This window comes from Tardiphaga sp. 215_C5_N2_1 (genome assembly GCF_052076055.1).
GTDB classification, from domain to species: Bacteria; Pseudomonadota; Alphaproteobacteria; order Rhizobiales; family Xanthobacteraceae; genus Tardiphaga; species Tardiphaga robiniae.
This window is the reverse complement of record NZ_CP197240.1, coordinates 2,746,524-2,768,411: the sequence shown is the minus strand read 5'-3', so window position 1 is coordinate 2,768,411 and position 21,888 is coordinate 2,746,524. Positions and strand designations below refer to the sequence as shown.

Annotated in this window: 24 protein-coding genes; 19 read left to right on the top strand and 5 right to left on the bottom strand. The window is 62.3% G+C overall.

What is annotated here, in order from left to right:
* Nucleotides 1-30 precede the first annotated feature (30 nt).
* Genes ruvC through AB7828_RS13205 form a run of 5 tightly spaced genes read left to right on the top strand, consistent with a single transcriptional unit; the run spans nt 31 to nt 3,132 of the window.
* Complete coding sequence (ruvC, locus tag AB7828_RS13225; RefSeq protein WP_089265379.1) at nt 31-558, top strand: crossover junction endodeoxyribonuclease RuvC; 528 nt, start codon at nt 31-33, stop codon at nt 556-558.
* A complete protein-coding gene (gene ruvA / locus AB7828_RS13220; protein ID WP_441230379.1) occupies nt 555-1,172 on the top strand; it encodes a Holliday junction branch migration protein RuvA in 618 nt (205 codons plus the stop codon). Before ruvC ends, ruvA begins: the two co-directional genes overlap by 4 nt.
* Nucleotides 1,169-1,669: a hypothetical protein gene (locus AB7828_RS13215; protein WP_441230378.1), complete on the top strand. Its 501-nt coding sequence runs from the start codon at nt 1,169-1,171 to the stop codon at nt 1,667-1,669. Before ruvA ends, AB7828_RS13215 begins: the two co-directional genes overlap by 4 nt.
* Nucleotides 1,666-2,715 carry a Holliday junction branch migration DNA helicase RuvB gene (ruvB, locus tag AB7828_RS13210; protein ID WP_231079736.1) on the top strand — a complete coding sequence of 350 codons (1,050 nt, stop codon included), beginning with the start codon at nt 1,666-1,668 and terminating at the stop codon, nt 2,713-2,715. Before AB7828_RS13215 ends, ruvB begins: the two co-directional genes overlap by 4 nt.
* Before the next feature lie 6 nt (nt 2,716-2,721).
* Nucleotides 2,722-3,132: an NUDIX hydrolase gene (locus AB7828_RS13205; protein WP_441230377.1), complete on the top strand. Its 411-nt coding sequence runs from the start codon at nt 2,722-2,724 to the stop codon at nt 3,130-3,132.
* A 212-nt stretch (nt 3,133-3,344) separates the two neighbouring features.
* Here the strand turns inward: AB7828_RS13205 and rocD are convergent, their stop codons facing one another.
* Nucleotides 3,345-4,562 carry an ornithine--oxo-acid transaminase gene (gene rocD, locus AB7828_RS13200; RefSeq protein WP_441230376.1) on the bottom strand — a complete coding sequence of 406 codons (1,218 nt, stop codon included), beginning with the start codon at nt 4,560-4,562 and terminating at the stop codon, nt 3,345-3,347.
* Between the two features lie 239 nt (nt 4,563-4,801).
* Here rocD and AB7828_RS13195 point away from each other — a divergent pair, with 239 nt between their 5' ends.
* The 3 genes from AB7828_RS13195 to AB7828_RS13185 all read left to right on the top strand — a co-directional run bounded on the left by AB7828_RS13195 (nt 4,802) and on the right by AB7828_RS13185 (nt 8,747).
* Complete coding sequence (locus AB7828_RS13195; protein ID WP_441230375.1) at nt 4,802-7,585, top strand: UPF0182 family membrane protein; 2,784 nt, start codon at nt 4,802-4,804, stop codon at nt 7,583-7,585.
* Between the two features lie 165 nt (nt 7,586-7,750).
* Nucleotides 7,751-8,197 (top strand): tol-pal system-associated acyl-CoA thioesterase, encoded by a 447-nt coding sequence (gene ybgC, locus AB7828_RS13190; protein WP_175368336.1) that lies wholly within the window; start codon nt 7,751-7,753, stop codon nt 8,195-8,197.
* Between the two features lie 82 nt (nt 8,198-8,279).
* Nucleotides 8,280-8,747, top strand: coding sequence for a nuclear transport factor 2 family protein (locus AB7828_RS13185; RefSeq protein ID WP_441230374.1), 468 nt, complete (start codon nt 8,280-8,282; stop codon nt 8,745-8,747).
* Here the strand turns inward: AB7828_RS13185 and phnF are convergent, their stop codons facing one another.
* Entirely contained in the window at nt 8,748-9,482 is a 735-nt protein-coding gene (gene phnF, locus AB7828_RS13180; RefSeq protein ID WP_068735417.1) for a phosphonate metabolism transcriptional regulator PhnF, read from the bottom strand.
* Nucleotides 9,483-9,607: 125 nt separating this feature from the next.
* On the opposite strand from phnF, the gene phnG reads away from it, so the two are divergent.
* From phnG to AB7828_RS13130, 10 genes are all read left to right on the top strand, one after another.
* Entirely contained in the window at nt 9,608-10,069 is a 462-nt protein-coding gene (gene phnG / locus AB7828_RS13175; RefSeq protein ID WP_231079741.1) for a phosphonate C-P lyase system protein PhnG, read from the top strand.
* Nucleotides 10,070-10,071: 2 nt separating this feature from the next.
* Entirely contained in the window at nt 10,072-10,680 is a 609-nt protein-coding gene (gene phnH, locus AB7828_RS13170; protein ID WP_441230373.1) for a phosphonate C-P lyase system protein PhnH, read from the top strand.
* 2 nt (nt 10,681-10,682) lie between these two features.
* On the top strand, nt 10,683-11,789 hold the full coding sequence (locus AB7828_RS13165) for a carbon-phosphorus lyase complex subunit PhnI (RefSeq protein ID WP_089265368.1): 1,107 nt from the start codon (nt 10,683-10,685) through the stop codon (nt 11,787-11,789).
* The gene (locus AB7828_RS13160; RefSeq protein WP_231079744.1) at nt 11,786-12,670 is read left to right on the top strand and encodes an alpha-D-ribose 1-methylphosphonate 5-phosphate C-P-lyase PhnJ; all 885 of its coding nucleotides are present in this window, start codon (nt 11,786-11,788) and stop codon (nt 12,668-12,670) included. Before AB7828_RS13165 ends, AB7828_RS13160 begins: the two co-directional genes overlap by 4 nt.
* Entirely contained in the window at nt 12,663-13,487 is an 825-nt protein-coding gene (phnK, locus tag AB7828_RS13155) for a phosphonate C-P lyase system protein PhnK (RefSeq protein ID WP_441230372.1), read from the top strand. Before AB7828_RS13160 ends, phnK begins: the two co-directional genes overlap by 8 nt.
* 7 nt (nt 13,488-13,494) lie before the next feature.
* Complete coding sequence (gene phnL, locus AB7828_RS13150) at nt 13,495-14,193, top strand: phosphonate C-P lyase system protein PhnL (RefSeq protein ID WP_441230371.1); 699 nt, start codon at nt 13,495-13,497, stop codon at nt 14,191-14,193.
* Between the two features lie 11 nt (nt 14,194-14,204).
* Nucleotides 14,205-15,359, top strand: coding sequence for an alpha-D-ribose 1-methylphosphonate 5-triphosphate diphosphatase (locus AB7828_RS13145; RefSeq protein ID WP_441230370.1), 1,155 nt, complete (start codon nt 14,205-14,207; stop codon nt 15,357-15,359).
* Nucleotides 15,356-15,934 (top strand): phosphonate metabolism protein/1,5-bisphosphokinase (PRPP-forming) PhnN, encoded by a 579-nt coding sequence (gene phnN, locus AB7828_RS13140; protein ID WP_089265363.1) that lies wholly within the window; start codon nt 15,356-15,358, stop codon nt 15,932-15,934. Before AB7828_RS13145 ends, phnN begins: the two co-directional genes overlap by 4 nt.
* Nucleotides 15,935-15,957: 23 nt before the next feature.
* Nucleotides 15,958-16,578 carry a pyridoxamine 5'-phosphate oxidase family protein gene (locus AB7828_RS13135; RefSeq protein WP_441230369.1) on the top strand — a complete coding sequence of 207 codons (621 nt, stop codon included), beginning with the start codon at nt 15,958-15,960 and terminating at the stop codon, nt 16,576-16,578.
* 252 nt (nt 16,579-16,830) lie between these two features.
* Nucleotides 16,831-17,130, top strand: coding sequence for an HU family DNA-binding protein (locus AB7828_RS13130; RefSeq protein WP_068735221.1), 300 nt, complete (start codon nt 16,831-16,833; stop codon nt 17,128-17,130).
* 276 nt (nt 17,131-17,406) lie between these two features.
* On the opposite strand, the gene AB7828_RS13125 is transcribed toward AB7828_RS13130, so the two are convergent.
* From AB7828_RS13125 to AB7828_RS13115, 3 genes are all read right to left on the bottom strand, one after another.
* On the bottom strand, nt 17,407-17,754 hold the full coding sequence (locus tag AB7828_RS13125; RefSeq protein ID WP_441230368.1) for a 5-carboxymethyl-2-hydroxymuconate Delta-isomerase: 348 nt from the start codon (nt 17,752-17,754) through the stop codon (nt 17,407-17,409).
* Between the two features lie 143 nt (nt 17,755-17,897).
* Entirely contained in the window at nt 17,898-18,683 is a 786-nt protein-coding gene (locus tag AB7828_RS13120) for an IclR family transcriptional regulator domain-containing protein (RefSeq protein WP_441230367.1), read from the bottom strand.
* A gap of 16 nt (nt 18,684-18,699) precedes the next feature.
* Nucleotides 18,700-19,920 carry an NAD(P)/FAD-dependent oxidoreductase gene (locus AB7828_RS13115; RefSeq protein ID WP_439059490.1) on the bottom strand — a complete coding sequence of 407 codons (1,221 nt, stop codon included), beginning with the start codon at nt 19,918-19,920 and terminating at the stop codon, nt 18,700-18,702.
* Between the two features lie 243 nt (nt 19,921-20,163).
* Between AB7828_RS13115 and AB7828_RS13110 the strand changes: the two genes are divergently transcribed.
* Nucleotides 20,164-21,864 (top strand): amidohydrolase, encoded by a 1,701-nt coding sequence (locus AB7828_RS13110; RefSeq protein ID WP_441230366.1) that lies wholly within the window; start codon nt 20,164-20,166, stop codon nt 21,862-21,864.
* Nucleotides 21,865-21,888: the final 24 nt, after the last annotated feature.

Sequence of the window (21,888 nt, the reverse complement as noted above, 5' to 3'; positions counted from 1 at the left end):
TTCCCTGCCCTCCGGCGTTATCCCTGTGGGATGACAAACCCTCCGATTCGCCCTCCTGTCCGTATCATCGGCATCGATCCGGGCCTGCGCCGCACCGGCTGGGGCGTGATCGAGATCGACGGCAACCGGCTGACCTATATCGGCTGCGGTTCGGTGGAACCGCCGGACAATCTGCCGTTGGCAAGCCGGCTGCTCGGCATTCATGAAGGTCTCGCCAAGATCCTCGGCGACTTCCAACCGGCCGAAGCTGCGGTGGAGCAGACCTTCGTCAACAAGGACGGCGTCGCGACGCTGAAGCTCGGCCAGGCGCGCGGCATCGCCATGATGACGCCGGCGATGTTCGGCATTGCCGTCGCCGAATACGCGCCCAATCAGGTGAAGAAGACCGTGGTCGGCGCGGGCCACGCCGACAAGAACCAGATCCAGGTGATGCTGAAGATCCTGCTGCCGAAGGCTGAGCCGAAATCCGCCGATGCGGCCGACGCGCTGGCCATCGCCATCACCCATGCGCATCACCGTCAGAGCACGGCACTGCGCCTCAAGGTCGTCGGCGCGTGATCGGCAAGCTCAAAGGCCTGATCGACAGCTATGGCGAGGACTATGTGATCCTCGACGTACAGGGCGTGGGTTATCAGGTGCATTGTTCCGCTCGCACGCTGCAGGCACTGCCGCAGGCGGGCGAAGCTGCGGTGCTCGCCATCGAAACCTATGTCCGCGAAGACCAGATCAAGCTGTTCGGATTCCGCAGCGATATGGAGCGCGAATGGTTTCGCCTGCTGCAGACCGTGCAGGGCGTTGGTGCCAAGGTCGCGCTCGCCGTGCTCAGCACGCTGCCGCCGGCCGACCTCGCCAACGCTATCGCGCTGCGCGACAAGACGGCCGTGGCGCGCACGCCGGGCGTCGGTCCTAAAGTGGCCGAGCGCATCGTCAGCGAATTGAAGGACAAGGCGCCGGCCTTTGCGTCCGTCGATCCGGTGGTCGCGCAACTCGCCGGTGCGATGGACGACAACCGCGCACCAGGCGCCGTCAGGGATGCGATCTCCGCGCTGGTCAATCTCGGCTATGGCCAGCCACAGGCGGCGGCCGCCGTCGCAGCCGCGTCGCGCAGCGCAGGCGAGGATGCGGAAACGGCGCAACTCATCAAGCTCGGGCTGAAGGAATTGGCGAAGTGAGCCTGGCCAGAATCGCCCGTGTGATCGGCATTGTCGCGATCTTCGGTATTGTCGGTTCGCTATCCGTGGCTGCGCTCGTATCGTTGCTCGTCGTCGGTCTGGGTGCGTCGATCCTGCAATTGATCTTCTCTGTCGCCGATCTCGATGGTTTCAGATCGCTTGTCTCGATTGCACTGTGGCTGCTGGCATTCGTCGCTGCATTGGCGGCGCTGCTGCCGTCGCTCGGTGCCGGCGTCGTCTTCGCGCTGTCGGCCGTCTATGCCGGACAAAACGCGATCTGGATGGCGTGGCTCGCTGCGGGCGTCGGCATTGCCGGCTTCATCGGTTTTGGAATGTTCGTTCAGCCCTCGGAATCGTCGGCGGTGATTTTGCCCGGCGTTCGATCGCTCACGCAAGCGCTGTCGCTGTCCGCATTGCTCGCGGGCATTGCCGTGATTCCAGCCAGCCTGTGCTGGTGGTTCGCGCGGCCGTTGCACCGTGGTAACGTCGCATCATGAATACGCCACCCGATCGCATGGTTACACCTGAGCGCCGCTCCGACGATGTCGGTGACACCACGCTGCGCCCGCAGTCGCTGTCCGATTTCGTCGGCCAGGCACAGGCGCGCGCGAATCTGCAGATCTTCATCGATGCCGCCCGCAAGCGCGGTGAGGCACTGGATCACACATTGTTTGTGGGCCCGCCCGGCCTCGGCAAGACCACGCTGGCGCAGATCGTGGCGCGCGAGCTCGGTGTCGGCTTTCGCGCGACATCGGGGCCGGTGATCGCCAAGGCCGGCGATCTCGCGGCATTGCTGACCAATCTCGAAGAGCGCGATGTGCTGTTCATCGACGAGATCCACCGTCTCAGCCCTGCAGTAGAGGAAGTGCTCTATCCCGCGATGGAGGATTTCCAGCTCGATCTCATCATCGGCGAAGGCCCTGCGGCACGCTCGGTGAAAATCGAGCTGTCGAAATTCACGCTGGTCGGCGCGACCACCCGTGCGGGTCTGCTGACCAATCCGCTGCGTGATCGTTTCGGCATTCCGCTGCGGCTGAATTTCTACACGATCGACGAGCTCGAAAAGATCGTCACGCGCGGCGCCCGCGTGCTGGACATCGGCATGACCCCTGAAGGCTCTAACGAGATTGCGCGCCGCGCCCGCGGCACGCCGCGCATCGCCGGGCGTCTGTTGCGCCGTGTGCGCGACTTTGCCTCCGCTGCGGATGCGTCAGCGATCGATCGCAAAATCGCCGACCACGCGCTGTCCGCATTGGAAGTTGACAGTGCGGGTCTTGATGCGATGGATCGCCGCTATCTCACCACCATCGCGATGAACTATGCCGGTGGTCCCGTTGGTGTCGAGACCATGGCGGCCGCGCTGTCCGAGCCGCGTGATGCCATCGAGGACATCATCGAGCCCTATCTGATCCAGTGCGGCTATCTGCAGCGCACCCCGCGCGGCCGGCTGCTCACCTCGCATGCGTTCAAGCATCTCGGACTGAGTGAGCCGAAACGGGATGAGAGCCAGATCGGATTGTTCGGTTCGGGCGACGAGGAGTAGTTCGCAATGACTGACAAGATCATCGGCGTCGTCGCTGCGCTGATCCGCGATGACGCAGGGCGCATGCTGGTGGTGCGCAAGCGCGGCACCGAGGCCTTCATGCAGCCGGGCGGCAAACGCGATGCCGGCGAGGACGATCTGGCCGCGCTGGAGCGCGAGATCAGCGAGGAGCTCGGCTGCCGGATGGTGCCGGGTTCTGCGCAAGCGCTCGGACAATTCAACAGCGTCGCCGCGAATGAGCCGGGATGGCGCGTGCAGGCTAGTGTTTATGCGGTGAAGGTGGATGGCGCGATCGCGCCGCAGGCCGAGATCGCCGAAGCGATTTGGATCAATCCAACTGCGCCTGAGGCTATCGTCTTGGCGCCATTGACGCGTGATCACGTGCTGCCACTCGCAGCTCACGGCTTTTCGTTATGACCGGTTCTACGACCTTCCATCTCGACGGCGCCATCGCCGACGGCTGCATCGCATGCAGGTGCGGCGCCATGGCCTTTGTGGGGTCTTTTAAGAGCCAAGAGATCGAAGGGGGGCTCGGACGCCGGCTGCGCGAGCGCTTTGATCTCGTCCGTAGCACAAGCTCGGGCGCAATTGTCGCCGCGCGGATCAGCGTTGCCCAACATTGGCGGCCGCTAGGCCTGAATCGTCGATGCGGCGATCTCGTCCAGTACTTCGGTCAATCGGTCTACGGCCCAATCCACCTGTGACTCGTCGATAATCAAGGGCGGCGCAAAGCGTATCGTGTTCCGGTGAGTATCTTTGGTCAGCACGCCCGCCTGAAGCAAGCGGCTGATCACCGTACCGGCACTAGCCATGTTGCGGTGTAACTCGACCCCCGCAAACAAACCGCGACCGCGCACCTCGCGAATGATCGGATTTTTGATCGCGGAGAGCCGATCGAGGAGATGCGCGCCGACAGTCGCGGCGCGTTCAATCAATCGCTCGTCGATCAGTGTGTCGAGGGCGGCTAATCCAACCGCTGATGCAATCGGGTTGCCTCCGAACGTGCTGCCGTGGTCACCGGGAGTGAAAACCTGCATGACCTCGCGACGGGCGAGGAAAAGCGAAACCGGCAACATCCCGCCACCGAGCGCCTTGCCGAGCATCAGACCGTCGGGTGTTACCCCTTCATGCTGACACGCGAGTAGACGTCCGGTGCGTCCCAGACCGCTCTGGATCTCGTCGCACAGCAGCAGCACGTTGTTCGCCTTGCAAATGCGCGCGACCTCAGCGAGATATCCAGGGGGCGGCACATTGATCCCGCCTTCGCCTTGAATTGGTTCGACCAAAAAGGCTGCGGTGTCAGAGGTAATGGCCGCGGCGAGCGCCGGCGCATCGCCGAACGGCACGCATGTGAAGCCAGGCGGGAACGGCCCGAAGCCGTCGCGATATTGGGTTTGCGAAGAAAAGCCGACGATCGAGATGGTACGGCCGTGGAAATTTCCCTCCGCGACGATGATTTCAGCCCGGTCAGTCGGCACTCCCTTGACCCTGTAGGCCCATTTACGTGCCGCCTTGAGCGCCGTCTCGACGGCTTCCGCGCCGCTGTTCATCGGTAACGCGGCGTCCATACCGGTAAGTGCACAAGCCTTGGCGAGAAAAGGCCCCAGCCGATCGCTGAAATAAGCGCGCGAGATCGTATCCAGTCGCTGTGCCTGTTCTGTCAGCGCCTTGACGAGGCGCGGATGGCAATGGCCGAAGCTTGCCGCCGAATATGCGCCCATCATGTCGATGTAGCGTCTGCCAGCCTCGTCCCACACGTAGACTCCAGCCCCGCGGACGATCGTGACCGGCAATGGTGCATAGTTTCCTGCGCTAAAGCGGGATTCAAGACCGGCGAAATCAGTCATGACAAGCACTCCTGCCGCGTTCCTCCCCCGTGCCCGCTCGGCATGCCATCCCGACCGTTAGCGAGGACGCTCAAGCACAACTACATCGTCAGATCACCGCTCATGGCGCGCTCTCCCGATTGGGCGCGCTTAAGGCGATGCGCACCTCAGTTCTGATGTAGGAAGGCCGACGCAGAAAAAACAGGTGCGAGGGCTCAAGACTGGCACCGCCACCTCTCCCGTTCTGCTATAATCCGTTCATGACGATCGGGATTACCGGGCCCGAACGGAAGACGCCAGGGCGAAACGCCGTGGTCGGGGTGATTGTGACTGCCATCTTCTCCGGGATTTGCCTGATCCTTTTCGCGATTGTCGGCGACTTCCTGGTCGACTGGATGTGGTTCTCCACGGTCGGCTATTCGCAGGTTTTTTGGACATCGATCGGCGCGAAAGCCGCAGTCTTTTCTGTCGTCTTCGCGGCAACTGCCGTCATTGCGTGGGCGAACGCCCGGCTGGCACTTTTTCTTGTCCGACGGCGGCGAGGCCGGCTTCCCGTCGACTTCGACTGGAAGCTCGCGGCCACCGCGGTGCCGCCCGATCCGTTCGAATTCATACGCGATCGGTTGCCATGGCGCCTTGCCATCGCTGGCGGCACCGGATTCCTCGCTCTGCTTGTCGCATGGGAGGAGGTCGGCAACTGGAGCATCATTCTCCAGTTCCTCTATCAGGTGCCATATGGCGCGAATGATCCGCTGTATGACAAGGATATTGGATTCTATCTGTTTTCTCTGCCCGCCTATATCGGCATCAAGAATTGGGCATTGCTAACGCTGTTCATGAGCGCACTTCTCGCCGCAGTGATCTATTGGCTGCATGGTCAGATCGAATACCAGGTCCAGCGGTGGTCGATATCACCGCCAGCGGTTGCTCACGGCTCGGCGCTGCTCGGCTTGCTCTTTGTGGTGAAGGCATGGTCCTACGGACTCGACCGCTATTTGCTGCTCTACGGAGACAATGGCGTAGTGGTTGGCGCGAGCTACACCGATGTCCACGTTCAGCTACCCGTTCTCTGGTTGCTGATCGGGCTTTCGATCGTTGCGGCATGCGCCGCGTGGGCGAACCTGTGGGCGCGTACCTACTGGCTCCCCACTGCCGCGATGTTGCTCGTCTTCGGGGGCGCTTTCCTGCTGTCCGGCGTGATCCCGACGCTGTTTCAGCGCTTCTACGTGAAACCGAACGAACTGGAACTGGAGCGGCCCTACATCGAGCGCAGCATCCGTCTGACCAGGGAAGCCTATAATCTCGACAAGATCGCCGCCAAGCCCTTTCCTGCCGAACAGGACCTTACCTTCGCGACACTCGAAGCCAACAAGGCGACCATCGAGAACATCAGATTGTGGGACGGGCAGCCGCTAGCCGATACCTACGCCCAGCTGCAGGAGATACGCACCTACTACAAATTAAATGACCTGGATGTCGACCGCTACTGGCTTCGCGGCACCTACCAGAGCGTGATGCTGTCGGCACGCGAGCTCAGATCCTCACTGCTGCCGCCGAACGCCCAGACGTGGGTCAACCTCCACCTGCTGTTCACCCACGGCAATGGAGCGGTGATGAGCCCGGTAATGCACAAGAGCGCTGAAGGGCTTCCGCTGCTTTACCTACGGGATATTCCTCCCGTTGCGGACGGCGGTCCCGAGATCCGCGAACCGCGCATTTATTATGGACAAGAGGAGAGCAACTACGTTGTCGTCAGGACGACCACGCCGGAATTCGACTATCCGAAGGGGAGTGAAAACGCATACACGGTCTACGACGGTGCCGGTGGCGTGCCGCTGACGGGGATGGTGCGAAAAATCATCTTCGCTCACCACTTCAACGACATGAACCTGCTGCTCTCCAGTTACATCACCGACGACAGCCGGATCATGATCCGGCGCAATATCGGGGAACGGTTACGCACGATCGCCCCGTTCCTCAGCCTCGACCACGATCCCTATCTGGTCATCAGCGAAGGGCGGATGTTCTGGATCCAGGACGCCTATACAACCAGTAACTATTTTCCCTCTGCGCAGCCTGCGCCCGGCCGCAATCTGAATTACATCCGCAATTCCGTGAAGGCCGTCATCGACGCCTATAACGGCAGTGTCGACTTTTATCTGACGGACCAGGCGGACCCGATCGCGGCCACCTACCAGCGAATCTTTCCGGGGCTATTCAAGCCGTTTGCGGCAATGCCGTCCGATCTGCAAAAGCACATTCGCTATCCCGAGGACCTCTTCCTGATTCAGGCGCAGCTTTACCAGACCTATCACATGGCATCTGCCGACGTTTTCTATAACCGGGAGGATCTTTGGCAGTTTCCGCGCCAGCCGGCCGGCGACGGCGTCGCGCCGATGGTCCCTTACTACATCGTGATGCGGCTGCCCGGCGAAACCCAGGCCGAGTTCTTTATCATGATCCCCATGGTGCCAAGCCGACGCGACAACATGATCGCATGGCTGGCAGCGCGCTGCGACGCTCCCGACTATGGAAAATTGATCGTCTACGAATTTCCCAAGGAGAAGCTCGTCTACGGACCGTTCCAGATCGAGGCGCGCATTCATCAGAACACGGAGATCTCCCAGCAAATATCGTTGTGGAACCAGATGGGTTCACGGGTGATCCGCGGAAACCTGCTGGTGATCCCGATCGAGAATTCGATCCTGTACGTATCGCCGCTGTACCTGCGCGCGGTCCACGGGCACTTGCCGGAGCTCAAGCGTGTGATCGCCGCCTACGGCGAGCATGTCGTCATGAAAGAGACGCTTGCCGAGGCCTTGTCCGCGCTTTTCATCGAAACTAACGCGTCACCGACATCGCTGGGTGCTGCGACGGAAATGCCACGTGCGAGCCCTGCGGAAAACAGGGCGCAGGAGGCGTTTGATCGCTATAACGAGGCAATGAAGCTGTTGAGGTCTGGGGATTGGGCAGGCTTCGGTGTGCAGATCGACGGGATGCGCGGTCTTTTGGAGAAAATGAGCCGGGAATCGGCCGGGCACTGACCAGCGCCGGCTAATTGCCATTCGACAAAGAGATGCGCGTCCCCGCAACCAAGATTCCAGGTGCATCCCAAGCAAGGTTCCAGCCCAAAGCGATTGGCGCTTGCTGAGGAAGGTGCCTCTGTGCAAGACGATTACTCCCCGGAGTGTGATAAGAGGAATCTCCCTGTGACAGCCTCTCTTGATGGCGAAATTCGCGACGGTCGTCATCATATGCGGGTTCGCGTTTATTTCGAAGATACTGACGCCGGCCAGATTGTTTATCACGCAAACTTTCTGCGTTTCATGGAACGCGGCAGAACGAATTACTTGCGTTTGCTCGGAACGAGTCAACAAGAGCTGCTGAAAGAAGCGCGAGAGGATGCGCCCGGCTTTGCCTTCGTTGTTCGTTCGATGAAAATTGATTTTCTAAAACCGGCAGTCCTGGACGATCTGCTTGACGTCGTCACGGTTCCACAAGAGGTGAGGGGCGCCTCGATCATGCTGGGTCAGGAAGTGCGCCGCGGCGATGAGTTGCTGCTTGAGGCCAAGGTCAAGGTGGCCTTTGTCTCCGGCGGCCGCGCCAAGCCGATCCCGAAAGCGCTGCGGATTGCCATGAAGGCCGATCAGATTTAGCAATCGCCCCATAGGTGAAACGGCATCGACTCCGCATGCGGCAGGGCTACAATCCCTGCAACATCGCAAAGCCGAGGGTCCCATGTCGCGTCCACCGTTTCCGCCCTTCACCCGAGAGAGCGCCGCCCAGAAGGCCCGCATGGCCGAGGACGCCTGGAATTCACGCGATCCGGTGAAAGTGTCGCTCGCCTATACCGAGGACTCGACCTGGCGCAATCGCGGCGAGTTCTTTCAGGGGCGCCCGGCGATCGTCGAATTCCTCACCCGTAAATGGGCGAAGGAGCACGAATACCGGCTGATCAAGGATTTGTGGGCGTTCGACGGCAATCACATTGCCGTGCGCTTTCAATATGAATGGCACGATGACGCCGGCAACTGGCATCGCTCCTATGGCAATGAGCAATGGGAGTTTGACGAGGCCGGCCTGATGCGCCGCCGCGAGGCGAGCATCAACGATGTGGCCATTGCTGAGAAGGATCGCCGTTTCCTGTGGCCGGCGCCGGGGCCGCGTCCCGTCGATGTGCCGGGTCTCGGCACCGACCCGTTCTAACTAAAGCGAACCGCTATCGACCACGAATTCGACGCGCTCGGCGACGAAGCGCGAATGCGTAGCGCTGAGCGGCGTGCCGTCGGCATCCACATCGATGGAATCGACAATCAAGATCGGACGCCCGAGGGCGACACCAAGCCGTGTCGCATCGGTCGCGTCGATGATCCCCGCGGTGACCTTCGTCGAGGCGCGGCGATAGTCCTTGATGCCGTAATGCGCCAGGGCCTTAGTCATCGAGCGCACGCGCTCATAGACCTTGCCGAAATCGGGAAAGCGTTCGGCCGACAGCCAGTTGGTGCCGACGCAGATCGGCGTCTTGTCCGCCAACCGCAAGGCTTCAATGCGGATCAGCGGAGCGCCGGCTTTGAGGCCAAGCTGCCTGGCGAGATCGCGTGTTGCCACATCGTCCCAGGCTCCGATCAATTGCGCTTGCGGCTCGCGCCCGCCGGCACCGGCAATTTCCGAGAAGCGGGTGCGTGATCGCAGGGGATATGCAAGCTTTGGCGATTCCACATAGGTGCCGCTGCCGCGCTCGGCGCGCACCAGGCCGCGTTCGGCCAGGGTCGCGAGCGCGCGGCGCACGGTGTGCCGATTGACGCGGTAGATGTCAGCCAGTTCGGTCTCGCCGGGCAGCTTTTCGCCAGCGCCATAGCGGCCATCTGCAATGCCGCGCTCGATGCCGTCGGCGACGTGCCGCCACAATGCAACGCCTGTTGGCTTGTCCTGAATGGTCACAAAATCGGTCCCGGAATGATGTCGACCACGCATTAGCGAAAAATCGTGCCGCTGTCACGAAACGGTCATTGCCTCCGCCTATAAAGTTGTCTAGTAAATCATACAACTTGTTGAGCGGCGGTGACATGACTTCATCCTCCCTGAACCACCAGCAGGCCCGGCGCCGTGAGGCGATGGGGGTCCTTGGGCACTCCGGCACGGCGGATATCGCCGGATATCTCGATGCAGTGGCTGTTCCCGCCCATGAACAACTGCGTCAGCCGGAAAACGGCCTGGTGATGCTGCGCGGCCGGATCGGCGGCGATGGCGCGCCATTCAATCTCGGCGAGGCGACGGTGTCGCGTGCCGCTGTACGGCTTGCCAGCGGCGAGGTTGGCTTCGGTTACACACTCGGTCGTGACGGCGCGAAGGCACAGCTAATCGCGCTCTGCGATGCACTCATCCAGACCAGTGAATTTTCAGATGCTGTCGAGACCAAGGTGCTCACGCCGCTGCGCGCGCGCGTCGTCGCCGATAGCAAGCGCAAGGCCGCAGAGACGGCGGCAACCAAAGTCGATTTCTACACGCTCGTGCGCGGGGAGGGCTGATCATGACGACAGTTGCGGAAATGCCGGCCGGTTTCGCGGACAAGGTGCTTGCAGCGCAATCGACCTTCCGTTCGGTGATGGATGCGATGGCGCGTCCGGGTACCGTGCAGCGCATTCAGGCTGTTTCGGGCGTGCCCGCGCCAATGATGCGCGGCGCGGCGGCCATCGCGCTGACGCTGTTCGATCAGGATACGCCGGTGTGGCTCGATGCCAAGTTGGCGGCGACGATGGATGTTGCCAAGTGGATCAAGTTTCACACCAGCGCGCCGGTCATCGCCGATCCCGCCGTGTGTGCCTTCGCTGTGGTGGCTGATGCTGCCGCGCTGCCGTCCTTCGAGCACTTCGCCTTCGGCACCGGCGAATATCCGGATCGCTCCACCACGATCGTTCTGCAGGTGGCGAGCCTGACTGAAGGCCCGACCTATGAATTGCGCGGTCCGGGTATCGATGGTGCCACCATCCTGCGTGCTGCGATCGGTGTGCCGGATCTGCTGGATCGTCTCGCGCTGAATGCCTCGCTGTTTCCCCGCGGCATCGACCTCGTGCTGGTCTCCGGCGAATCCATTGTCGCGCTACCGCGTACCACGCGTCTTGTCGCGAAGGAGGGCTGAGCATGTATGTCGCCGTCAAGGGTGGCGAACGCGCCATCGAGAATGCGCATCGTCTGCTGGCTCATGAGCGCCGGGGTGATCGCGATGTGCCGGAAGTATCGCTGGCACAGATCTCCAATCAGCTCGGTCTCGCCGTCGATCGCGTGATGACCGAAGGCTCGCTCTATGACCGCGAGCTCGCGGCGCTGGCCATCAAGCAGGCACGCGGCGACATGATCGAGGCGATCTTTCTGCTGCGCGCCTTCCGCGCGACGCTGCCGCGGTTCGGTTCGAGTGAACCCGTCGATACGTCGCAGATGCAGGTGCGTCGCCGCGTCTCCTCGACCTTCAAGGACATGCCGGGCGGCCAGGTGCTCGGCCCGACCTTCGACTATACGCATCGTCTGCTCGATCCGGTGCTGACCGGCGAATCCTCGCCCGAGCAGCCGGCCATGACCGATGCAGAGCCGGGCGTGATGCCGCGCGTCACCGATATTCTTGGCCGCGACGGCCTGATTGAAACGTCGCCCATCGAAGATCCCGAGAAGCCGGTCGGCGATCTCACGCGCGACGCGCTGAGCTTCCCGGCAGACCGCGATCTGCGGCTGCAGAATCTCGCGCGGGCCGATGAAGGCTTTCTTCTCTCGCTCGGCTATTCGTCGCAGCGCGGCTATGGCCGTAACCATCCTTTCGCCGGCGAGATTCGCCTCGGTGAAGTCGAGGTCGAATTCATGGCCGAGGATGTCGGCTTTGCCGTGCCGCTTGGCTCGATCACGCTGACCGAGTGCCAGATGGTCAATCAGTTCAAGGGCTCGGATACCGAGGCGCCTTGCTTTACCCGCGGTTACGGTCTCGCCTTCGGCCAGTCTGAGCGCAAGGTGATGTCGATGGCGCTGGTCGATCGCACGCTGCGTGCACGCGAACTCGGCGAGGACATCAAGGCGCCGGCGCAGGACGAGGAATTCGTCATGTCGCATTCCGACAATGTGCAGGCGACCGGCTTCGTCGAGCATCTGAAGCTGCCGCATTATGTCGACTTCCAGTCCGAGCTCGGCTTGCTCCGCAAGCTGCGCAAGGAATTCGCCGATGCCAACGAGACGCCCGTTGCTCTTCAGGAGGCCGCGGAATGAACGCGCCGACATATAACTTCGCTTATCTGGACGAGCAGACCAAGCGGATGATCCGCCGCGCCATTCTCAAGGCGATCGCGATCCCCGGCTATCAGGTGCCGTTCGCCAGCAGGGAAATGCCGATGCCCTATGGCTGGGGCACCGGCGGCGTGCAGGTCACGGCGGCGATCCTCGGTCCCATCGACAAACTCAAGGTGATCGACCAGGGCTCCGACGACACGACTAATGCGATCTCGATCCGTAAATTCTTCGAGAAAACTGCCGGCGTTGCCGTGACCACGAGCACGGGCGATGCGACTGTGATCCAGACACGGCATCGCATTCCCGAAGCGACGCTGCAGGCGCATCAGGTGCTGGTCTATCAGGTGCCGATCCCCGAGCCGCTGCGCTTCCTCGAGCCACGCGAGACAGAGACGCGGCGTATGCATGCGCTCGCCGAATACGGCTTGATGCATGTAAAGCTGTATGAAGACATCGCCCGCTTCGGCCATATCGCCACGTCCTATGCCTATCCGGTGAAGGTCAATGCGCGTTACGTGATGGACCCGTCGCCGACGCCGAAATTCGACAATCCGAAGATGGACAATTGCGCGGCGCTGCAGCTGTTCGGCGCCGGCCGCGAGAAGCGCATCTATGCGATCCCGCCTTACACATCGGTGGTGTCGCTGGATTTCGAGGATCATCCATTCGAGCCCTACAAGCACAAGGCCTGCTGTGCACTGTGCAACGCCGAGGATAGCTATCTCGACGAGATCGTCACGGACAACAAGGGCAGCCGGATGTTCGTCTGCTCCGACACCGATTATTGCGAAACGCGGCAATCACAGGGGTATCGCGGCAGCGAGAATGCTGCGCCCTATGCGGAGAGCGCAAATGCTTGATGTGACAGCGAATTCAACTGTACCGGGGGCGCGCGCGGCTGCGAGTGACGAGCCGTTGCTCGTTGCGGCAAACCTCGGAAAATCTTATGGCCGTCTTGCGGCATGCCGCGACGTGTCCTTCGAACTCTATTCCGGCGAGGTGCTGGCTATCGTCGGCGAGTCCGGGTCCGGCAAATCGACACTGCTGCAGATCCTCTCCGCCCAGTTAGCGCCGACCACCGGCAGCGTCTCCTACCGGATGCGCGACGGCGTGACCCGCGATCTCGCGGCGATGGGCGAAGCCGAGCGGCGCTTCCTGTTTCGCACCGACTGGGGCTTTGTGCATCAGGACCCGGCGATGGGACTGCGCATGGCAGTCTCGGCCGGCGCCAATGTCGGCGAGCGGTTGATGGCCGTCGGTCAGAACCACTACGGCAAGATTCGTGATACCGCGACCTCGTGGCTCGAGCGCGTCGAGATTTCGCCCGAGCGTATCGACGATGCGCCGCGGACCTATTCCGGCGGCATGCGGCAGCGGCTGCAGATCGCGCGCAACCTCGTCACCGAACCGCGTCTCGTGTTCATGGACGAACCGACCGGCGGTCTCGATGTCTCCGTGCAGGCGCGCTTGCTGGACATGATGCGCACGCTGGTCAGCGAGCTCGGTCTCTCGGCCGTCGTTGTGACGCACGATCTCGCGGTGGCGCGGTTGCTGTCGCATCGCGTGATGGTGATGCAGGGCGGTCGCGTGATCGAGACGGGGCTCACCGATCAGGTGCTCGACGATCCCAGAGAGCCCTATACGCAACTGCTCGTTTCCTCGATCCTGCCGGCGTGAGGTCAAGATGATTCCGATGATCGATATCCGCAACGCCGAAAAGACCTTCGTGATGCATCTGCAGGACGGCATCCGCCTGCCGGTGGTGCGCAACGTCTCGTTCCATGTGGCACCGGGCGAATGTGTCGTGCTGTCCGGTCCGTCGGGGGCCGGCAAATCGTCGATCCTGAAGATGATCTTCGGCAACTATCGCTGCGACGGCGGCACCATCGGAGTGCGCCACAACGGTGATGTCATCGATATCGCCACCGCCGAGCCGCGCGAGATCCTGGGTGTGCGCCGTGACACCATCGGCTATGTCAGCCAGTTCCTGCGCGCGGTGCCGCGTGTCGCCGCCATCGATGTCGTGGCCGAGCCGCTGCTCGCTGCTGGCATAACGCGCGAGGAGGCGCGTGCGCGTGCCGGTGCATTGCTTAAGCGCCTCAACATTCCGGAGCGGCTGTGGAAGCTGCCGCCCTCGACCTTTTCCGGCGGTGAGCAGCAACGCGTGAATATCGCGCGTGGCTTTATCTCCGATCTGCCGATCCTGTTGCTGGACGAACCGACCGCGTCGCTCGATGCCGCCAACCGAGCCGTGGTCGTTGAACTGGTCGCCGAGAAAAAACGTGCCGGCGTCGCCATGGTTGCCATTGTGCATGACGACGAAGTGCGGCACTTGATCGCCGATCGGCTGGTGGACGTCGCATCCTTCGCCGCTGCTGCCTGAGAAAGAGAACCATGACCGCATCATCGACCGAAACCGTCATCGGCAACGCCAGGATCGTTCTTGCCGACCGCGTCATCGACAAGGGCTGGATCGCCTTCGCTGGTGGACGCATCGCCGAATTCGGCGAGGGTGATGCGCCACGCGGTAGCGACGATGCGCGCGGCGATCTGATTATGCCCGGCCTGATCGAATTGCACACCGATCATCTCGAAGCCCATTTCATGCCGCGGCCAAAGGTGTTCTGGGATCCCATCGCTGCCGTCGTCTCCTATGACGGTCAACTTGCCACGTCCGGCATCACCACGGTGCTCGACTCGGTGCGGGTCGGCTGCGAGGACTCAAGCCAGGGCATCGACAGCTACGCCGGCTTGCTGGTGGATTCGATTGCCTCTGCCGGCGAAGCCAGTCTCCTGCGGGTCGATCACTTCCTGCATCTGCGCTGCGAGATTCCGATGCCGACCGTGGTCGAGGAAGCGAAGGCACTCTTGGCGAAGCCGAACGTCCGGCTGATGTCGCTGATGGATCATACGCCCGGGCAGCGCCAGTTCCGCGACGAAGAAAAGCTGCGCACATACTATCGCGGCAAGGGCGGCAAGTCCGATGCCGAGCTCGATGTGATGTTCGCGCAACGCCTGGCTTGCCAGCAGCAATATGCGGCAGGCAATATGCGGGCGATCGTGGCGCTGGCTCACGGGCGCAATATTCCGCTGGCGAGCCATGACGACACTACGGAAGACAACGTGACCGAAGCCGTTGGAGACAAGGTCTCGGTGGCCGAATTCCCGACGACGCTGGAAGCGGCCCAAGGACTGCACAAGGCTGGCATCGGCATCCTGATGGGAGCGCCGAATGTCGTCCGCAACGGCTCGCATTCCGGCAATATCGCGGCGATCGATCTCGCCCGCGAAGGCATGCTGGATATTCTGTCGTCGGACTATGTGCCGTCGAGCCTTCTGATGGGAGCCCTGCAGCTCTCGAGCAAGGTATCCTCGATAGATCTGGCGAGCGCGATCCGCACCGTGACCAAGCGGCCCGCGGAAGCCGTTGGGCTCATGGACCGCGGCGAGATTGCGGTCGGCAAGCGCGCCGACGTGATCCGCGTCCATGTGGCGCATGAGGTACCGGTGGTGCGCAATGTCTGGCGCGAAGGACATCGGGTGGCATGACCGACACCGCGGCGATATCCGAAGCGCAAGCAGGCCGGATCGGCCCCGGCCGGTTGGTGCTGGTGGTCGGCCCGTCGGGTGCCGGCAAGGATACGCTGATCGGTCTGGCGCAGGCCGCCTGCGCGGATGACGACAATGTGGTGTTCACGCGCCGCGTGGTGACGCGCGAGGCGTCGGAATTCGAGAATAATGCGCAGGTCACGCCGGAGGCGTTCCGTCAGGCACAGGCCAGCGGCGCCTTCGCCGTCCACTGGGAAGCGCATGGTCTTTCTTATGCACTTCCGCGCTCGATCGATGATGCGCTTCGCGCCGGCCGCAATGTCGTTGCCAATATCTCACGGACGGTGATCCCGGCGCTACGTGCCGCTTATGAAGATGTCGTCGTAGTGTCGATCACGGCGCCGCCGGAAGTGCTTGCGGCGCGACTTGCGGCGCGGGGACGCTCAACCGATGGCCCGATCGGCGATCGGCTCAAGCGCAGCGTCGAGACATCAGGTGCCGACGTCACGATCAACAATATTGGTGTCGCGGAAGATCATGCGGATGACCTGATACGGGTCATCCGGGGTCAATAGATACGGCGGAGGGCAGTGCGGCCATGTCGGTGATCGAAACCATCGAGCAGCTCGAACAGATCTACGGCCGTCTCGATGACATCGGCGAAGCATCCACCGCCAAGGTAGCCGACTGCGTAACGGCGCAGTATCGGCGGCTGATCGAGGTCTCGCCCTTCGCCGCACTGGCGACCACCGGCCCCGAGGGGCTGGATTGCTCACCGCGCGGCGACAAACCGGGCTTCGTCCGGATCCATGACGAGCGCACCTTGATGATGCCGGACCGCCGCGGCAACAATCGCGTGGACTCTCTGCGCAACATCGTGCGCGATCCCAAGATCGCGCTGCTGTTTCTGATCCCTGGTGCCGGCACCACGCTCCGCATCAACGGGACGGCGCATCTCTCAACGGACCCGGACCTGCTGGCGTCCTTCGCCGTGGAGGAGAAGGCTCCCCGCACGGTTATCGTGATGACGGTCGGAGAGATCTATTTCCAATGCGCCCGCGCCATCGTGCGGTCCGATCTCTGGAACCCTGACAAACGCGTCGATCCGAAGACCCTGCCGACGCCCGGCGAGATCCTGGCGGAGATGAGCGAGCGCCGGGTCGGTGGTCCGGAATACGATCGGCAATGGCCGGAAAGGGCGCGCCAGACCATGTGGTGAGGGGGCGAATCTGGGGGTGATTTTTGCAGTGCGCTTCTGTCGCCTGCCGCGACTCCGTAGGCCCCTTAATCTAAGTATTTTGCGCTTGCGAGGGTCCTGAAACCCTGCCGTACAAGTCGAATCGGGGTTTGATGGTCAAAAAACATCATTTTTCCCGGCAAAATCTGTGAAAATTTCATTGAGCACGGGTTTTTTCCCGTAATTCCTCATAGTGTCTGTCTCACCGAATCACGGCAAACCAAAAGGTGCAAAATGGCAGACCAAATGACGAAGTCGCAGCTCATCGAGAAAATCGCTGAGACCACTGAGCTCTCGAAGAAGGACGTCAAGGGCGTTATCGAGACCATGGCGACCCTCGGCTATAAAGAGCTGAAGAAGAGCGGCGTGTTCCTCGTTCCCGGCTTCGCCAAGTTCGTCGTCATCAAGAAGCCCGCCACCAAGGCACGCAAGGGCACCAACCCCTTCACCGGCGAAGCAATGACCTTCAAGGCCAAGCCGGCCCGCAAGATCGTGCGCGCCCGCCCGGTCAAGGCTGCGAAGGACGCGGTCTAAGCGGACCCTCGGCGCGGTCGCCCATGAGGTGACCGCAGCCGACCAGAATTGAGGACGGCGCGGCATTCCCTGGGGATGCCGCGCCGTTTTCGTTTTGGGGAGTGCCTGACCTCTCCCCGCTTGCGGGGAGAGGTCGACTGCAACGCGCGAAGCGTGTGGAAGTCGGGTGAGGGGGCTCTCCATTCGCTCCGCGCCTGCGGAGGCTCCCCCTCATCCGTCGTCGCTTCGCGACGCCACCTTCTCCCCGCAGGCGGGGAGAAGGCAGTTAGCGCGGCTCTAATCGTTCACGCGCTTCTTGTAGGCGACCGCGTCCATATCCCTGATATCGACGCTGAGGCTTTTGGTGTGCGGCAGCAGCAAAACCATTGCCGCGCGCAACGCCTCGCTCACGGCGACTTTCTGCTCGGGTGTGCGGCCCTCCAGCATCGAGACCGACAGGTGGCAGAAGCCTTCGGCCCGGCCGGCCATCAGGTGATGCGCATATGGGATCCCGCGCACCTTGATGTCGGCGGCCTTCATTACCCCGGTGGCGGCGCCGGCATTGTGCAACGCCTGCATCAGGCTGGCGATGTCGAGCGCGTCGCCATGGCCGTCGGTGGAATGTTCGATGACGATATGGGGCATGAGACGACAATTCCTGGTGCGTGTTCAATCTCGGACCTCATGGTGAGGAGGCGCCACTTGGCGCCGTCTCGAACCATGAGTGTAGGGCTCCTCATCCTTCGAGACGCGGCCAAGTGGCCGCTCCTCAGGATGAGGGGGCAGCGTTAAAGAAGCAGCGGCTTCACCGAATCCGCGGCGTCGCGCAGCAGCGGCAGGAAGCGGTCGATCATTTCCCCGGTGGAGACGCGGTCCACATGGGCGCCCATATTGATGGCGGCGACGATGGCGCCATCGTAGCGCCGCACGGGTACGGAGATCGAGCGGAAGCCCGGTTCGGCCTCGCGGTCGACCAGCGAATAGCCTTTCTCGCGGTCGGTGATGATGGTGGCCTTCAGCAGTTCCTTGTCGATGACCGTGAACGGCGTCATTGCCACGAGGTCCATGGCATCCAGCGTCGCGGTGAGGTCGTCGTTGGAATACTTGCCCAACATGGCGCGGCCCACCGACGAGCAGAAGGCGGGCAGCCGATAGCCGAGATCGATGCCGGCAGAGAACACGCGCGCCGGGCTGGCGCGGGCGACGAAGATCACCTCGTGGCCCTCGAGCACCGCGAGCGACGAAATCTCCTGCGCGTCGCTGGAGATGCTGTCGAGCACGGGTTGCAGGATGGTGACGACCTGATTGGACGTCATGTAAGAACCAGCCAGCGCCAGGACGCGCGGTGACAGCGCGAACAGCTTGCCGTCGGTGGTCACATAGCCTTTGCGTTCCAGCGTAAACAGGATGCGGCGCGCAGTGGCACGCGGCAGCTCGGCGGCCTTGGCGACGTCGCTCAGCGTCATCGGGCGCGAATGTGCGCCGAACAGTTCGAACACCCTCAAGCCCCGATCGAGGCTCTCGATGAAGTCGGTATTGCCGCGTTCGTCGTCGGGGCGCTTGATCTTGGGCATGAGCCGTGGGTCCGCCCTATTTGCCTGCTTCGAATTTTTTCAGATCGAATGACAGATCGGCGGCTTGTTCTGGTGTTGGCGACAGTGACGCGGTGATCAGGCGACGCGCGATCATCTGGTCGCCCGGCCGGTTGATACTGTCGACGGCGGTGAGCTTGCCGTCGCGATAATAAAACACCGAGAACTTGCCATCATCCATCGACCCGCGGATCACCGCGCTGTCGGTCGGCGCGGAGAGGCCGACGATCTGCAGCTTGGCGTCATATTGATCCGACCAGAAACGCGGCACTGCGTCATAGGCTTCCGGCTTGCCGGCGATCATCGCACCCACAGCCTTGCCCTGATCGGTGGCGTTCTGCACGGCTTCCAGCCTGACGCGGCGGCCGGCGAAGCCGTTGTGGTGATTGCTGACGTCGCCGGCGGCATAGATGTTCGGCACGCTGGTCAGGCCATGTTCGTCGACATCGATGCCATTGGTGCAGGTGATATCGGCCTGCGCGGCCAGCTCGTCATTGGCGATGCCGCCAATGCCGGCGACGATCAGATCGGCGCGCACCCGCAGGCCGCTGGAGCAGACGACCTCATGCACGGCGCTGTTGCCTTCGATGGCAATGACGGATTCGTTGAAGCGGATGTCGAGGCCATGGGAGCGATGGCTATCCAGAAGGAATTGCGAGATCAGCGGCGATACCGCGCGCTCCAGCAGGCGCGACTGCGCCTCGATCAGCGTCACCTTCTTGCCGGCCTTGGCAGCAGTCGATGCCACTTCGAGGCCGATGAAGCCGCCGCCGACGATGACAACATCGTTGGCTGCTTCGAGCCGCGGCTTGAGATGCAGCGCGTCATCAAGGGTGCGCAGATAGACGATGCCGTCGCGCTCATGGCCGGGCACGCTGAGGCGCCGCGCGCGTGAGCCGGTGGCGATGACAAGCTGATCGAAAGGCAGGCTGTCGCCGCCGTCCAGTGCGATCCGGCCGGCTGCACGATCGAGCCCGATGGCGCGATGGCCGAGCACCAGTTCGATGCCCTGGGTCTTGAAATAGTCCTCGCCGCGGAGGAAAAGGCTGTTGTGCGCCACATCGCCGGACAGGAATGCCTTCGACAAGGGTGGACGCTGATAGGGCAGATGGATTTCATCGGCGACGATGCGGATCGGCGCCTGATAGCCCTTCTCGCGCGCGCTGATGCCGGCTTGGACGCCCGCATAAGAGGCGCCGATGATCACGAGGCCGCTCACGAGCGCGCTCCCTGGGTCCGATCCGTACGCGAATTCAAAGTCTTCGACATCATCAACTCCCGAATTGCGTCCGTATATTGAACAAGTGTTCGTTCCGCGCAAGGTGATGCTTTAGGCGCGAATTGCTGCATTTGCTCAGTGACGCGGCAAATCCTGCTGCAAAATTCTGCTTGCCTGGAATTAGTCTAACGATAATATTCGCACATTCGTTCGTCTATTGAACATTGTTGATGGAGCGGCGGGATGCATCTGGGTGCGAAATGTCTGATTGCAGGAGCCATTGCAATTGGCGCCTCCGTCTTGCCGGCGGTGGCGCAGCAATCTGACCCGAACGCGCCCCAGGTCGTCCTGACGGGCGGCAAGATCCTCACCCTCGACGGCCAATCGACGATCGCGCAAGCGCTGGCCATCCGCGACGGCAAGATCCTCGAGGTCGGCAGTGACGCCGCGATCAAGCCGCTGGCCGGTCCGCAGACCCGGGTCATCGATCTCGCCGGCAAGTCGGTGGTCCCCGGCCTGATCGACACCCACGCGCATTTCAAGGCGGCCGGGCTCGGCGACTATGTGGTCAATCTCGGCGGCGCCAAGGACGTGGCCGGCGCGCTCGATCTCATTCGGGCGTTCGTTGCGAAGAAGCAGCCCGGCGCGTGGATCACGACCGGCGGCTGGCATCCGCCGTCGCAGCTGGCCGAAAAGCGCTACCTGACCCGCCAGGAACTCGACAGCGTGTCCCCCAACAATCCGGTCTATCTGCGGACCGTCGGTCATTTTTCGATGGCCAATTCGCTGGCATTGCAGAAGGCGGGCATCAGCAAGAGCACGCCGGATCCAGCCGGCGGCGCGTTCGAGCGGGACGCGAGCGGCGACATCAATGGCGTGCTCGTCGAGACGGCGATCCCGCTGGTCGAGAACATCGTGCCGCCCTACACCGAAGACGAGGAGTTGCGGCAATATCGTCTCGCCGAGGCCGCGCTCAACCGCCTCGGTATCACCAGCGTCGTCGAGGGGGCGACAAGCGCGCGTGACACGCAGATTCTGCAGAAGCTCGCTCTGGCCGGCGATGCGACGGTGCGGGTCGGAACCATGTTTCGACCGGAGCCGCCCGCAGATTCGGCCGGGTGGGACGCCATCATGAGCGGCAACGGCGCCACTTCGGGTTTCGGCGACGATTGGTTGAAGCTCGGCGGCATCAAGATCTTCTACGACGGCGGCATGACCCTGAAGACGGCCATGATGCGCGACGCCTATCCGGACTCGCATGACGATTATCATGGAATCGCGCAGGTTACGCCCGAACGGCTGAAGCAGCTGGTATCGATCGCCAACCTTCGCGGCTGGCGGGTCGGCGTTCACGTCGTTGGCGACCTCGGCGTCGATCAGGTGCTGGATGCGTTCGAAGCCGCCGACAAGGAAAAGTCGATCAAGGATCGCCGCTTCGTTTTGATCCATGCCAGCCTGATCCGCCCCGAACAGATGGAGCGGGCACGCCGCGTCGGGGCGCGGATCGATTTCCAGAACGCCTTCATGTGGGACAAGGCGGCGACGGTCGCGCGTTTCCTCGGCAGGCCGACCGCGGATCGTGCGGTCCCGACGCGCACTTTGATCGAGAAAATGGGACTGGAGAATCTCGGCGCAGGCACCGATTTCCCGGTCAATCCGCTGAACCCGTTCCTCACGATGTATATCATGGTGACGCGGAAGGACCCGGCCGGCCAGGTCTACGGCGCATCCGAAGCGATCGGGCGCGAACAGGCGCTTCGCCTCTATACTAGCGCGGCATCGCGCTACATGTTTGAGGAAACGCGGAAGGGGACGCTGGAGGCCGGCAAGCTGGCCGACCTCGTGGTGCTCTCCGCCGACTTCATGACGGTGCCGGACGACCAGATCAAGGACATCACCGCCGATATGACGATGGTCGGCGGCAAGATTGTATTTCAGCGTTAAAAGGCGCATCGCCAGAGTTAAAAA

Bases quoted from the DNA above. Each gene is read 5' to 3' on its own strand.
- ruvC (WP_089265379.1), top strand. From the start codon at position 31: ATGACAAACCCTCCGATTCGCCCTCCTGTCCGTATCATCGGCATCGAT.
- ruvB (WP_231079736.1), top strand. From the start codon at position 1,666: ATGAATACGCCACCCGATCGCATGGTTACACCTGAGCGCCGCTCCGAC.
- AB7828_RS13205 (WP_441230377.1), top strand. From the start codon at position 2,722: ATGACTGACAAGATCATCGGCGTCGTCGCTGCGCTGATCCGCGATGAC.
- rocD (WP_441230376.1), bottom strand. From the start codon at position 4,562: ATGACTGATTTCGCCGGTCTTGAATCCCGCTTTAGCGCAGGAAACTAT.
- AB7828_RS13195 (WP_441230375.1), top strand. From the start codon at position 4,802: ATGACGATCGGGATTACCGGGCCCGAACGGAAGACGCCAGGGCGAAAC.
- AB7828_RS13185 (WP_441230374.1), top strand. From the start codon at position 8,280: ATGTCGCGTCCACCGTTTCCGCCCTTCACCCGAGAGAGCGCCGCCCAG.
- phnG (WP_231079741.1), top strand. From the start codon at position 9,608: ATGACTTCATCCTCCCTGAACCACCAGCAGGCCCGGCGCCGTGAGGCG.
- phnH (WP_441230373.1), top strand. From the start codon at position 10,072: ATGACGACAGTTGCGGAAATGCCGGCCGGTTTCGCGGACAAGGTGCTT.
- AB7828_RS13165 (WP_089265368.1), top strand. From the start codon at position 10,683: ATGTATGTCGCCGTCAAGGGTGGCGAACGCGCCATCGAGAATGCGCAT.
- AB7828_RS13160 (WP_231079744.1), top strand. From the start codon at position 11,786: ATGAACGCGCCGACATATAACTTCGCTTATCTGGACGAGCAGACCAAG.
- phnK (WP_441230372.1), top strand. From the start codon at position 12,663: ATGCTTGATGTGACAGCGAATTCAACTGTACCGGGGGCGCGCGCGGCT.
- phnL (WP_441230371.1), top strand. From the start codon at position 13,495: ATGATTCCGATGATCGATATCCGCAACGCCGAAAAGACCTTCGTGATG.
- AB7828_RS13145 (WP_441230370.1), top strand. From the start codon at position 14,205: ATGACCGCATCATCGACCGAAACCGTCATCGGCAACGCCAGGATCGTT.
- phnN (WP_089265363.1), top strand. From the start codon at position 15,356: ATGACCGACACCGCGGCGATATCCGAAGCGCAAGCAGGCCGGATCGGC.
- AB7828_RS13135 (WP_441230369.1), top strand. From the start codon at position 15,958: ATGTCGGTGATCGAAACCATCGAGCAGCTCGAACAGATCTACGGCCGT.
- AB7828_RS13130 (WP_068735221.1), top strand. From the start codon at position 16,831: ATGGCAGACCAAATGACGAAGTCGCAGCTCATCGAGAAAATCGCTGAG.
- AB7828_RS13125 (WP_441230368.1), bottom strand. From the start codon at position 17,754: ATGCCCCATATCGTCATCGAACATTCCACCGACGGCCATGGCGACGCG.
- AB7828_RS13120 (WP_441230367.1), bottom strand. From the start codon at position 18,683: ATGCCCAAGATCAAGCGCCCCGACGACGAACGCGGCAATACCGACTTC.
- AB7828_RS13110 (WP_441230366.1), top strand. From the start codon at position 20,164: ATGCATCTGGGTGCGAAATGTCTGATTGCAGGAGCCATTGCAATTGGC.